Raw genomic sequence first — 12,885 nt, forward strand, 5'->3', positions numbered from 1 at the left:
GTCCTACTCCGTTGCCGTCACGCCGAGGGAGGCGGCAAAGGCGGTGAATTTCTTGGCCTGCTCGCTGTCGGCGCCAAAGACGGCGACAGCGCGGCCGAGCGCGTCGCGCGCCCGGTCGGCCCTGCCGAGCACGACATAGGAACGAATGAGCCGCATCCACCCTTCCTCGTCGCGCGGATTTTGCTTCAGCCGGTCGTCGAGGCTGGCGACCATGGTCTCGATCATTGCCTGCCGGTCCTGCGGCGCCATCTGCTGCGCCGCCTCGACCTGCCCGGCATCCGGGCCGGTCGCCGGCTTGCCTGCCGCTGCCGGCGGCTCGGCCGTTTCGGCGAGCGCCTGCTGGACGGCGCTGCGCCAGGGCGAATCGGGCGCAAGGTGACCGAGCATCTTTTGCCAGGCGGCGGCGGCTTCCGCCTTCCTGCCTTCCTGGGCCAGGCCCATCGCCAGATAGAAATTGGCCTTGGCGTTGGCGGGGTCGAGCTTCAAGGCCGCGTCGAAGGCGCCTTGAGCCTCGGCCGTGACGATCCCGCCGGCAGCGTTGGCGATCGCCTCGCCAAGGCCGGCCTGGCGAACGGCGCTGTCGCCGTCGAGGCGGATGGCGTTGCGATAGGCGGTCACCGCGTCGGCGTAACGCTGCAGGCGCAGATAAACCGGCGCCAGCACGTCCCAGCCCTTGCCGTCCGAAGGGTTGGCGGCGAGATGCGCCTCGGCACGGGCGACCAGCTCGTCGACCGAGGACTCGGCAGGGTTCTTGGCCAGCCGTTCGGCCAGCGGCTGCGATGGCAGATCCGGCGAGCCGAGTTCGCCGTAAAGCCCCCAGCTCACTAGCGGCACCGCCAGCACGGCGGCGGTCGCAACCAGCCTTGCGCTGCGTGAGGGGCGCGGCGCTCGGGTGATTGGCTGGCTGTCCGAGACGAGACGCAGGATGCGGCGGCCGATCTCGGCGCGCGCTTCCTCCGCCTCACCCGGCTGGATGAGGCCGCGCGCCATGTCGCGGTCGAGCTCTGAAAGCTGGTCGCGATAGACTTCGAGATCGTGATCGCCGGCGGTCGAGCCGCCTTTCATGCCGCCGGCCAGCGGCAAAAGCACCGCCAGGCTGGCGCCCAGCGTAAGGATTGCAGCTATGACCCAGAACAGCATGGCTATTCCAATAAAGGCAGAGCCCTGCCCTGCCAACACGGACGCCCTGCGACGCTTTGGCGACAGACGCGCCGGCCGTCCTTGATCAATGCCAAATTGCGTCGATCGTTGCTAGCTCAGCGGCGTCCAGCTGCCGTCGGCATTGCGGCAGGCGGTGCCGCGCGCCGTGACGCCCGAACCGCTGGTATAAACGGTATGGGTGTACTGGCGGCAGTCCTGCGAGCCGACCCGATAGGGCTGGGCGGCAACGACCTCGCCATAATGGGTCGAGTTGTCGCCCTTCCACGTCACCTTCTGGCCGCTGGCGTTATATTCCAGCGCCTTGTACTCGGCCTCGAGGCCTTTGCGCTTTTCGGCATCGCTCAGACCCGAACCGATCGATCCGCCGATAAGCCCGCCATTCATGGCCGCGACGATGCTGGCTCCCACCTTACCGGCGGCTGGCGGCGTGGCGACGGGCGTGACCGGAGAGGTCGGGCCGGTCCTGCCCAGCGTGGTACAGCCCGACACGGCCATCAGGGCGGAAACGAGCGCAACGCGAATCTTCATGCCAGCAACCGGTTCTCTTGAGCGGGATGGGCTTCTTGGGCGAAATGCATTTCCTGAGCCAGATGGATTGGAAACCGCGCCATCGGGAAGGATAACGAGCCCATAGTATTGATAGTTGTCCGAAATTTGGTCGCAACCGGCCGCACGGAAATCGATAAAAACATTATTGAAGGCTCCGCAATCTCACCACCGCCCTCAAGCCGCCCATGCTGGACCGTTCCAGCGCCAGGGCGCCTCCATACTCGTTGACGAGGTCGGCGACAATGGCCAATCCAAGCCCCGTTCCCGGCTTCGTCTCGTCGAGTCTCTTGCCGCGTTTCAACACTTCCCGCGCGCTGTCGTCGGGAATGCCGGGGCCGTCGTCCTCTATAACGATTTCAAACAGGTTGGCGCTTCCCGCAACGGTGGCGACCGAGACGGCAACGGCGCTTTTCGCCCATTTCATGGCATTGTCGAGCAGATTACCGAGCAATTCCTCGAGGTCCTCGCGCTCGCCGGCAAAGACGATCCCGGCGGCCGGCGGCGACAGCGAAAGCTGTGTCTGCGGGTTGAGCTTGCGCAGCACGCGCACCATGCGCTCGACTAGCGGCGCCACCGGAGTGCGGAAGACGACGCTGTCGCGCTGGGCGGCGACGCGGGCGCGCTGCAGATAATGGTCGACCTGCTTTTGCATAGAGGCAGCCTGCTCGGCGATGAGCTCTCCCTTGGTGCCGCCGAGCGCTCGGCCCTCGTTGATCAGCACGGCAAGCGGCGTCTTCAGCGAATGGGCGAGGTTGCCGACCTGGGTTCGGGAGCGCTCGACGATGCGCTTGTTGTTCTCGATCAACGCGTTGGTCTCGCTGGCCAGAGGCTCGATCTCGGCCGGGAAGCGTCCGTCGAGCCGCTGCGCCGTGCCCTCGCGCACCATGGCCAGCGCATTGCGCACGCGGCGCAAAGGCTGCAAGCCGAAAAGGATGGCGATGGCGTTGATGGCGATCATGCCGACGCCGAACAGCGACAGATAGGTGAGCAGCCGGCGCTGGAAGGTCGCGATCTCCTGCTCGAGCTCGCTGTGATTGCCCATGACGCGGAAGCGCGCGGCGCGGTTCTTGGCATCGAGCACGAACTCGCTCTCGAAGACCTCGAGTTCCTCGCCCTTGATGCCCTCGGTCGAGTAGCTGCGCTGGAAATTCGCGTTGAAGGGCACCTCGGCGACGCTCGGCGACAGGATCGAGGTCGTCATCGAGGAGGAGTGGATCTCGCCGTGAACCCCCTCGGAGGCCGGCTCGACCGACCAATACCACCCGGAATTCGGCTCCGAGAAGCGCAGATCGCCAAGGTCGGGCGAGCCGGTGAGCGCGCCATTGTCGGAAATGCCGACAGAGCCGATCAGGTTGAACAGGTGCGCCGAAAGCAGGCTGTCGAAGCCGCGCTCGCTGGCCTGGCGGTAGAGCGTTGTGATGAGGGTGAAGATGACGACGAGCGTCAGGATCGCCCAAATAGTGGAAAAGGCGATGACGCGGAAAGTCAGCGAGCGCGGCCAGAGCCGCAGCTTGGAAAGCCACGTTCTCATCGTCGGCTTCAGCGGTTCCGCGTCACGCCTCCGGCTCTCGCATGCGATAGCCCATGCCTCGCACGGTTTCGATCATATCGATGCCCATCTTCTTGCGAAGGCGTCCGACAAACACCTCGATGGTGTTGGAGTCGCGGTCGAAATCCTGGTCGTAGAGATGCTCGACCAATTCGGTGCGCGACACCACCTCGCCCATATGGTGCATCAGATAGGCAAGCAGCCGGAACTCGTGAGAAGTGAGCTTCAGCGGCACGCCGTTGACGTCAGCCTTGGAGGCCTTGGTGTCGAGCCTCAGCGGCCCGCAGGTGAGCTCGGACGAGGCGTGGCCGGCGGCGCGGCGGATCAGCGCCCTCACCCTGGCCAGCACCTCCTCGATGTGGAAGGGCTTGGTGACGTAGTCGTCGGCGCCGGCATCGATGCCGGCAACCTTGTCGCTCCAGCGGTCGCGCGCGGTCAGGATCAGCACCGGCATCTTGCGCCCGCCGCGGCGCCAACGCTCAACGACGCTGATGCCGTCCATCTGCGGCAGGCCGATGTCGAGGACGACGGCGTCGTAAGGCTCGGTGTCGCCGAGGAAATGCCCCTCCTCGCCGTCATAGGCGCGGTCGACGACATAGCCGGCATCGACCAGCGCATCCGCCAGCTGCCGGTTGAGATCCTTGTCATCCTCGACGACGAGCACGCGCATGGTTCGGAGCCTGTTGAAGGGTGGAGGTATAGGCCGATTCCGCCGGCCAGGAAACTTAAGCCTGTTAAATGGAATTGGGCGTCAGTTCAGCGGCACCACGATCTCGGTACGGCGCGGGCGCTGGCCCTCCTTGCCGGGGACCAGTACCACGATCACGCAGACCTGCTGCCCACCGCGCGTCGCCTGCGAGGCCTTGGCGAGCGTGCCGCCGTTCTGCGCGGCGACCTGCTGGCCGATCGCATAGCAATCGTTGGCAGCAAGCACGACCGGCTCGTCGACAGATGGCTCGACGAGCGGCATCGCCGTCGCCGGCGACGCAAAAAGCCCGACAGCGGCAAGCGCCAGCGTCGCGGCGCGAATATGGGAGCAGAACGTTTTCATGATCACGGTACTAACGCATTTGTGCTGAACATGAAATGAACGGTGAACGGCCGAAAATCCATGCCCGCCATACCCCCTGCGCGCGAGACGAACAAATGCGATCCAACTGCCTGGACCCACCTAGCCCAGCCTGGGATTCATAGCCGGAAAATCACCAGCGCGGCTACGGTTTTCGAGGGTTAGGTATGCTCTAGTTGCGGCATGAAAGCAGGTTGACGATCGGAGAATGCCATGAGCCACGACGACCTTGCCAATCTCTACAAGGACTACATTGCTTGCCTCAACGAACAGGATTGGGACAATCTCGGCCGCTTCGTCGGCGAGGAGGTGCAGTATAACGGCGAGACGGTGGGGCTTTCGGGCTATCGCCGGATGCTGGAAGGCGATTTTCAGGCCATTCCCGATCTGCGTTTCAGCATCGAGCTTCTGGTTTCAGAGCCACCACGCGTGGCGGCCCGCCTGCATTTCGACTGCAGGCCCAAGGGCATGCTGTTCGGCCTGCCGGTGAACGGCAAGCGCGTCTCCTTCGCCGAGAACGTCTTTTATGAATTCCAGGACGGGCGGATACGCGAGGTCTGGTCCGTCATCGACAAGGCCGCCATCCAGGCTCAGCTTTAGAGAAGTTCATCGTTTCGAGGAAACGCCTAACTGCTCTAACTCTTTGCTTTTTCGCAATTCCGGACGGAAAACCGCTGCGCACTTCTCCTGGAATTGCTCAAGGAAAAGCTGGCCTCTCAGGCACTTTCTTGCGTCAGCGCGCGAAAGCGCAGCAGCCCGTGGTGCACCTCGAGGTCGTCGTCATAGCGCGCCTCGGCGAATTCCAGCGCCAGGCGCGTTTGGCCACGCGGGCCGATCGAGAGGGCCGCGCCGGCGAGGCGCGCCTTGATGCTGTCCATGATGAGCCGCGTCTCGGCCTCGCCCTGCGCCTTCGACCAGATGTGGAGCGTGATGAGTTGGTCGTCGTTGTTGTCGGCGCCGGTGTCCAGGTCGAAGGCGCTGGTGCGGCCGTAGGTGACGTGCGGAAATGCTGCCTTGGCGTCGGCGCGCTCGAGCAGGCCGGCGCCGCCCAGCAGCGCCGACAGCGACGCATCGGTCTTCAGTCGCAGGAACAAGGCCTGCATCAAATCGCCAGGCGCCGTCATATGTGCTTCCTCTCGCCTGCCTGGTTCTCATCGCAGCGTAGCCGCCTTGCACCCGTTTCGCCAGATCGTTGGGCGGCTGCTTAAGGCAATGCCCTCAAGCCTTGCCGCTGATCACCGTTGCCTGGTCCTTGATCACGGCGGTCACGAAACGGATGACGGCGCGCACAGGCGCCTCATCACCGATCTCGCGGCGATAGACAAGCGAAACCGGGTGGCTGCCAAGAATTTCGGAGGTGAGCCGCACCATGCGCGGTTCCGGTTCGGCCAGCATGGAGGGCATCACGGCCAGCCCGGCGTGGCGGCCTTCATGCTCGATCAAGTCAGCGACAAGACTTATTCGCGCAAAGCGGTTGCTCTGCTGCCTTGATGTTCACGACACCGGCGCCGCGCCGCCCTCTTCGGTGCGCCGGGCGATGAACTCGTCGAGCGGGCCGGCGATGGCGGCAGCGGACGCGGGCGGCTGGAAATCGGAAAGAATCCGCTTCCAGATGCCGGTGGCGCGCTCCGTCGCGGTCTTGCCGCCGGATTGCGTCCAGTTGCCGAAATTCGACCAGTCGGCCACCAGCGGTTCGTAAAAGGCGGTGCGGTAGCGGGCCATGGTGTGGGCGGCCGAGAAGAAATGGCCGCCGGGCTGCACCTCGGCGATGGCGTCGAAACCAATGGCGTCGGCATCACCCGGCGTCGTGGCGCAAAGCTCGGCGACTGTCTGCAGCGCCTCGATGTCGGTGATCAGCTTTTCGAAGGAAACGCTCAAGCCGCCTTCCAGCCAACCGGCGGCGTGGATGCAGACGGTGGCGCCAGCAAGCACCGAGCCCCATAGCGCGAACTGCGTCTCATGCGCCGCCTGCGCGTCGGAGACATTGGCGGCGCTGCCTCCGCCGGAGCGCCAAGGCAGGCCGGTGAAGCGCGCGAGCTGGCCAGCGCCCAAGGTCGCCTTGATGTGCTCCGGCGTGCCGAAGGCCGGCGCACCCGACTTCATGTCGACATTGGAGGAAAACGAGCCATAGACCACCGGAGCGCCGGGGCGCACGATCTGGGCGAGCGTCAGCCCGGCCAGCGCCTCCGCATGCTGCAGCGTCAGCGCGCCGGCGACCGTGATCGGGGCCATGGCGCCCGCCAGGCAGAAGGGCGTGATGATCGACACCTGGCCGAACCTGGCGAAGTCGATGATGCCTTGCGCCATCGGGATGTCGAGCTGGCGCGGCGAATTGGTGTTGATGACGGTGTAGCAGTAGGCGCCGTTGCGGAATTCGTCTTCCGAGACGCCGCGCGCCAGCCGGATCATCTTAAAACTGTCCTCGACCTGCGGCGTGCCGCGGGCGAAGACGAAGGGGAACTTGTTGGACAAGGTGAGCTGCGCCCGGCCGGTGGCATAGTGGCGAAAGCGGGTGTCGACATCCTGCGGCTCGATGCAGGGGCCGAGCATATGCAGCACGTCGAAATGCTGCAGCAGCTTCATGAATTCCTCGAAGGCGGCGAGCGTGCCCGGCCGCCGGCCGCGCTCGAGATCGGTGACGTTGGGCGCGCCGGAGCCGGCAAGGAACGTCATGGACCCAAGCTCGAGCGCAAGATCGCGGGAGCGGTCGCCCCCATAGACCGGGATCGAGCGCGGCGCGGACGCCAAGCCTGCCTCGACCATGTCGCGGCCGATTCGCACCATCTGGCTGTCCTCGTCGACCAGGGCGCCGGCCTTGGCAAGAATGGCGCGCGCCTCCGGCAGCAGCACCTTGATGCCGAGTTCTTCCAGCACGCGCAGCGCCGTGTCGTGGATCGCGGCGACCTGATCGCCGGAAAAGACCGGCTGCGGCAGGAACGGGTTTTTCAGCGAGCGGTAGTTCGGGCGGCGGCTCGACTCTGTGCCGGCCTCGCCGGTGCGTCCGCGCCGGCGTTCGCGCCTCAGATCGCGCGCGGCTTCATCAATCATGCCCAGTCCTCCCTATTGCCGCATTGCCTCGCCCTTCGGGTCGTAAGGCGAGGCCGCGACGACGCGCGCCCGCCGTTCGACGCCGACAATGTGTACGGAAAGTTGCGTCCCCTGCCCGGCGAAATCGTCATCCAGCAACGCCAGGGCGACGCTCTTGCCCACTGTGTAGCCATAGCCGCCGGAAGTAACGAAGCCGACGCGGCGTCCCTTGTGCCAGACCGGCTCGAAACCGCTGGCGTCGGCGTCGACAGCATCGACTTCCAGGGTTACGATCCGCCGCGCGACACCCGCCTTGCGCTCCTTGAGAGCTGCTTCGCGGCCGACGAAATCGCTCTTGTCGAAGGCGATGAAGCGATCGAGCCCGGTCTGGCCGGGCGTGTAGCCTTGCGTGAACTCGCGTGACCAGATGCCGAAACTCTTCTCCAGCCGCAGCGCGCTGAGCGCGTAGTAGCCGATCTCGGCGAGACCAAGATCTTCGCCGGCGGCAAGCAGCGTCTCGCGCAGGGTCCCATGCAAGGTGGCCGGGCAATTGATTTCGAAGCCGAGCTCGCCGGCGATTGACAGCCGGGCGACCCGGGCGCGAACCATGCCGATGTCGAACTCGGCGCAGGCCATGAACGGCAGGGTTTTGGCGGAGACGTCCTGGTGCGCGGTGCGCTCGACGATCTCCCTTGCGTTGGGTCCGGTGACAAGGAAGCCGGACATCGCGTCCGAGATGTCGCTAATCGAGACGCCTTCCGCCATGTGCGCCTCGAACCAGCGCATGTGGAATTCGCGCAGGTAATAGGAGCCCATGATCCAGTAGTCGCCGCCGCCCCAGTTGAGCACGGTAAGGTCGCCCTTCAGCCTGCCGTCATGGCCGAGCATCGGGGCAAGCTTCGCGCGCCCAGGCTTCGGCAGTTTGCAGGCGAGCAGCCGGTCGAGCCAGGCCTCGGCGCCGGGACCGGACACGGCGTAGCGCGAGAAGGCCGTGGTGTCGACGAGACCGGCGGCGCGGCGAACCTGCAGCACCTCATCGCCGACGATGTCGAAGGCGTTGGAGCGCTTCAGCGTCGTCTCCTCGCGAAAACCCATCGGCGCGAAATAGGCCGGGATTTCCAGCCCCCATGAGGCCGTCCACTCGGCGCCGGCCGCGCTCATGCCGTCATAAGCGCCGGGCCGCTTCAGCGGCCGGCCCGCCGGCAGCCGCTCGTTGGGGAAGGTCATGACGAAGCGCCGGGCGTAGAACTGGCGCGTGGTTTGCCTGAGATACTCGCGGTTGGCGGCGAAGGCGCCGTAGCGGGCGATGTCCATGCCGAAAATATCGGCCTGCGGCTCGCCGTAGATCATCCATTCGGCAAGCGACTTGCCGACGCCGCCACCCTGGCTGAAACCGGCCATGACGCCGCAGGCGACCCAGTAGTTCTTCAACCCACGCACCGGGCCAACCAGCGGATTGCCGTCGGGCGTGAAGGTGAAGGCGCCATTGACCCATTTGCGGATGCCCGCTTTGGCCAGGCAGGGGAAGCGCTGATAGGCCTTCGAAAGCTCAGGGCTGATGCGGTCTATGTCCTCCGGGATCAGCTCGATGCCGTAATCCCAGGGCGCGCCGTCCATGTTCCAATGTTTTGGGTCCTGCTCGTAGACGCCGAGTAGCACGCCCTTTCGCTCCTGCCGCAGATAGGAGAAGCCGTCGAGATCGACGGCGAGGCCGAGTTCCTTGTCGAGGGCAGCGACCTCCGGAATGTCCTCGGTGACGAAATAATGATGCTCCATCGGCGTCACCGGCAGATCGACGCCTGCCATGCGGCCGACCTGCTTGGCCCACAGCCCACCGGCGTTGACGACATGCTCGGCCACGATAGTGCCCTTCTCCGTGACCACATCCCAGCCGCCGTCGGCGCGCTGCCTGAGCTCGATCACGCGGTTGCGCAGGATCACCTCGGCGCCGCGCTTCTTCGCGGCGCCTGCATAGGCGTGCGTGGTGCCGTAAGGGTCGAGATGGCCTTCGTTCGAATCAAAGAGGCCGCCCAGCACGTCGCTGACATCGACGATCGGGCAGATCTCCTTGATCTCCTCGGGCGTCACCAGGCGGGCCGTCTCGATACCGACCGACTGGAAGACCGCCCAGGCCGATTTCAGCCATTCCCAGCGCTGCGGATCGCTTGCCATGTTGACGCCGCCGGTCATGTGCAGCCCGGCATCCTGGCCGGACTCGGCCTCGATCTCGCGATAGAGCTTGATCGTGTAATCCTGCAGCGCCGCGACATTGGGATCGGCGTTAAGCGCATGGAAGCCGGCCGCTGCGTGCCAGGTCGAGCCGGCCGTCAGCTCGGCGCGCTCGATGAGCGCCACGTCGCTCCAGCCGAAGCGCGTCAGGTGATAGAGCACCGAGGCGCCGACCACGCCTCCTCCGATGACGACTGCCCGGTAATGCGATTTCACGAGCCTCTCCCTCTCGTTGGAGGGCTTTACGATACAGGTCCTGTACATAAGTGTCTAGACATAAGTGTCCAGGTCGCTTGCGCGCCACTTCGCGCCATGCCTATTGTGCGGCCATGATCATGACCGCTCCGCAGGCCGAACCGGTTCCCGGCAATATCAAGGTCACGCGCTCGGACTGGATCACTCTGGCGCTTGAGACGCTGATTTCAGACGGCATCGAGAGCGTGCGCGTGCTCACCCTCGGCCAGAAGCTCGGCGTGTCGCGCTCGAGCTTCTACTGGTATTTCAACAGCCGGCAGGATCTGCTCGATCAGTTGCTCAAGCATTGGCACGACACCAACACCACGGCGATCGTCGAGCGCGCCCGGCGCCCTGCCGAGACCATCATCATGGGCGTGATGAACGTATTCGAATGTTGGGCCGACGAGCGCCTGTTCGACCCGAGGCTTGATTTCGCCGTGCGCGAATGGGCCAGGCGCTCGGCCGACGTGCGGCAGATGATCGACCGGGCCGACGACGAGCGCCTCAGCGCCATCCGTGACATGTACCGCCGGCACGGCTACGACGACGAGGACGCCTTTATCCGAGCGCGTGTGCTCTACTACATGCAGATCGGCTATTACGTGCTCGACCTCAAGGAGCCGGTCGAGGCCCGTGTCAGCCATCTCGCCGCCTACCTGCGGTCCTTCACCGGCCAGGAGCCGTCCGACGCGGATGTGGCGCATTTCATGCGCTTCATCGCGGCGCGGTGATAACTGCCCCCGTTCACGGCCGATTGACCTCCATTCAACAAAGCTTGTGCTGTGGCTTCGCTGCCCTTGTGAGCAGTGATAAAATGGTCGAATAGTTTGGCAGGGTGTCACCTGAAACTGCCCGCATGCTGTTTTCGGGCGAAAGCGCATTGGGGCGGAAGTCTGGAATGCCAAGTCCTTCGAAACCACGCAAGAGAAGAGGCCGGATCGCCTCGGCGGCTCTTGCCGTCGACGCGTGGCTCGATTCCTCGCTCTACGAGATCAGCTTCAAAGCGCGTGAATTCTGGGAGGCGGCGACCATCTTTTCCCGTCGCTTCCGCCTGCATGGCTGGCGGCGCGCCATCATCGAGGTGCTGAGCGAAGGCTTTACCATGGGAGCCGGCGGCTTCGTGGTGCTGCTCGCGCTGGCGATGCCCGCCTTCGAGATCACCGGCGGCGATTGGCGCAACCAGGGCGATTTCGCCGTCACCTTCCTCGACCGCTACGGCAACGAGATCGGCCAGCGCGGCATCATCCAGCGTGATTCCGTGCCGGTCGACGAAATGCCGGACATCGTCATCAAGGCGGTGCTGGCGACCGAGGATCGGCGCTTCTTCGACCACTACGGCATCGACGTTCTCGGCCTGTCGCGCGCGATCTTCGAGAATGTGCGCGCCAATTCGGTGGTCCAGGGCGGCTCCAGCATCACCCAGCAGCTGGCCAAAAACCTGTTCCTGTCCAACGAGCGCACCTTGGAGCGCAAGATCAAGGAGGCTTTCCTGTCGCTCTGGCTGGAGGCCAACCTCTCCAAGAAGGAGATCCTTCAGCTCTATCTCGACCGCGCCTATATGGGCGGCGGCACGTTCGGTATCGAGGCGGCGGCGGATTTCTATTTCGGCAAAAGCGTCAAGGACCTGAACCTCGCCGAGGCGGCAATGCTGGCCGGCCTGTTCAAGGCGCCCACCAAATACGCCCCGCACATCAACCTGCCGGCCGCCCGTGCGCGCGCCAATGTGGTGCTCTCCAACCTTGTCGACGCCGGCTTCATGACCGAGGGCCAGGTGCTGCAGGCGCGGCTGCATCCGGCAGATGTCGTCGACCGCGGCGAGCAGAAGAGCCCCGACTATTTCCTCGACTGGGCCTTCGACGAGGTCAAGAAGATCGCCAAGCCCGGCCAACACTCGCTGGTCGCCCATACGACCTTCGACGCCAATATCCAGAAAGCGGCCGAAGAGTCGGTCGAATTCCATCTCCGCCAGTTCGGCAAGGAATACAACGTTACCGAGGGCGCGGTAGTGGTGATCGAGACGAACGGCGCGGTGCGCGCCATCGTCGGCGGCCGCGACTATGGTGCCAGCCAGTTCAACCGCGCCACCAAGGCGCTGCGGCAGACCGGGTCGTCGTTCAAGCCTTATGTCTATGCCACCGCGATGGAGCACGGCTTCACGCCGGACTCGGTGGTTTCCGGCGGCGCCGTCAGTTGGGGCAGTTGGTCGCCCCACAATTACAATGGCGGCTCGGCCGGCAACGTCACGCTGCTCACGGCAATCGCCAAGTCGATCAATACCGTGCCGGTGCGGCTCGCCAAGGACTATCTCGGTATCGGGCCGATCAAGGCGATGGCCGAATCCATGGGTGTCGAATCGCCGCTGGAATCGCACAAGACCATGGTGCTCGGCACGTCCCTCATGACGGTCATGGACCAGGCGACAGGCTACAGCGTCTTCGCGCAGAACGGCTTCGTCGGCTCCCGGCACGGCATCACACAGCTCGTCACCCGCACCGGCGACGTCGTCTATGACTGGGCCAAGGACTCGCCGCAACCGCACCGTGTGCTGTCGGAAAAAGCGCTGAAATACATGAACACCATGCTGGCCGCGGTGCCGGCGATCGGCACGGCGCGGCGCGCGCAGCTTCCCAACATCGTCGTCGCGGGCAAGACCGGCACCACGCAGTCCTACCGAGACGCCTGGTTCGTCGGTTTCACTGGCAACTACACGGCCGCCGTCTGGCTCGGCAATGACGATTTCACGCCGACCAACAAGATGACCGGCGGCTCGCTGCCGGCGATGGTCTGGCAGCGGCTGATGGTCTATGCGCACCAGAACATCGACCTGAAGCCGATCCCTGGCCTCGATCATCCCTGGGTCGACCCGGAGGTCGCGGCCAAGGCCGAGGAAGAGGCCAAGAAGGAGGCCGCGGATGCCGCGGCGCAGGCGGAGGCCGAGCGTCCGCCGGTGCTGTCCAGCCGCACCACGCAGACGCTGAGGGCAATGACCAAAGCCTTCCAGGCGGCGCCGGTTCTCAACGCTCCTACCCTGCCGGAGACGCTGTCGGCGCTTTGAACCTTCGCT

General features: G+C 64.9%; 12 protein-coding genes. 3 read left to right on the forward strand and 9 right to left on the reverse strand.

Annotated elements, in window-relative coordinates; all coding sequences use genetic code 11:
- Positions 1–3: 3 nt before the first annotated feature.
- The 5 genes from ccmI to CK220_RS19210 form a co-directional block, all read right to left on the reverse strand.
- Positions 4–1,140: a c-type cytochrome biogenesis protein CcmI gene (gene ccmI / locus CK220_RS19190; protein WP_095813040.1), complete on the reverse strand. Its 1,137-nt coding sequence runs from the start codon at positions 1,138–1,140 to the stop codon at positions 4–6.
- A gap of 111 nt (positions 1,141–1,251) precedes the next feature.
- On the reverse strand, positions 1,252–1,689 hold the full coding sequence (locus CK220_RS19195; RefSeq protein ID WP_095813041.1) for a hypothetical protein: 438 nt from the start codon (positions 1,687–1,689) through the stop codon (positions 1,252–1,254).
- A 163-nt stretch (positions 1,690–1,852) separates the two neighbouring features.
- The gene (locus CK220_RS19200) at positions 1,853–3,241 is read right to left on the reverse strand and encodes an ATP-binding protein (RefSeq protein WP_095813042.1); all 1,389 of its coding nucleotides are present in this window, start codon (positions 3,239–3,241) and stop codon (positions 1,853–1,855) included.
- 22 nt (positions 3,242–3,263) lie between these two features.
- A complete protein-coding gene (locus tag CK220_RS19205) occupies positions 3,264–3,929 on the reverse strand; it encodes a response regulator transcription factor (RefSeq protein WP_041002188.1) in 666 nt (221 codons plus the stop codon).
- 81 nt (positions 3,930–4,010) lie between these two features.
- Positions 4,011–4,310 carry a hypothetical protein gene (locus tag CK220_RS19210; protein ID WP_095813043.1) on the reverse strand — a complete coding sequence of 100 codons (300 nt, stop codon included), beginning with the start codon at positions 4,308–4,310 and terminating at the stop codon, positions 4,011–4,013.
- A 231-nt stretch (positions 4,311–4,541) separates the two neighbouring features.
- Here CK220_RS19210 and CK220_RS19215 point away from each other — a divergent pair, with 231 nt between their 5' ends.
- Positions 4,542–4,928 carry an ester cyclase gene (locus tag CK220_RS19215; protein ID WP_095813044.1) on the forward strand — a complete coding sequence of 129 codons (387 nt, stop codon included), beginning with the start codon at positions 4,542–4,544 and terminating at the stop codon, positions 4,926–4,928.
- A 116-nt stretch (positions 4,929–5,044) separates the two neighbouring features.
- Here CK220_RS19215 and CK220_RS19220 read toward each other — a convergent pair whose 3' ends face one another.
- The 4 genes from CK220_RS19220 to CK220_RS19235 form a co-directional block, all read right to left on the reverse strand.
- Entirely contained in the window at positions 5,045–5,452 is a 408-nt protein-coding gene (locus CK220_RS19220) for a DUF3168 domain-containing protein (protein WP_095813045.1), read from the reverse strand.
- Between the two features lie 94 nt (positions 5,453–5,546).
- On the reverse strand, positions 5,547–5,771 hold the full coding sequence (locus tag CK220_RS19225; RefSeq protein WP_095813046.1) for a hypothetical protein: 225 nt from the start codon (positions 5,769–5,771) through the stop codon (positions 5,547–5,549).
- Between the two features lie 51 nt (positions 5,772–5,822).
- Positions 5,823–7,376, reverse strand: coding sequence for a trimethylamine methyltransferase family protein (locus tag CK220_RS19230; RefSeq protein WP_095813047.1), 1,554 nt, complete (start codon positions 7,374–7,376; stop codon positions 5,823–5,825).
- Positions 7,377–7,388: 12 nt separating this feature from the next.
- A complete protein-coding gene (locus CK220_RS19235; RefSeq protein ID WP_095813048.1) occupies positions 7,389–9,800 on the reverse strand; it encodes an FAD-dependent oxidoreductase in 2,412 nt (803 codons plus the stop codon).
- A 113-nt stretch (positions 9,801–9,913) separates the two neighbouring features.
- On the opposite strand from CK220_RS19235, the gene CK220_RS19240 reads away from it, so the two are divergent.
- Positions 9,914–10,552 (forward strand): TetR/AcrR family transcriptional regulator, encoded by a 639-nt coding sequence (locus tag CK220_RS19240; RefSeq protein ID WP_095813049.1) that lies wholly within the window; start codon positions 9,914–9,916, stop codon positions 10,550–10,552.
- Positions 10,553–10,719: 167 nt separating this feature from the next.
- Positions 10,720–12,876 carry a penicillin-binding protein 1A gene (locus CK220_RS19245; protein ID WP_095813050.1) on the forward strand — a complete coding sequence of 719 codons (2,157 nt, stop codon included), beginning with the start codon at positions 10,720–10,722 and terminating at the stop codon, positions 12,874–12,876.
- The last annotated feature ends 9 nt before the right edge of the window (positions 12,877–12,885 follow it).

The sequence above is a fragment of the Mesorhizobium sp. WSM3860 genome (assembly GCF_002294995.1).
Classification (GTDB): domain Bacteria; phylum Pseudomonadota; class Alphaproteobacteria; order Rhizobiales; family Rhizobiaceae; genus Mesorhizobium.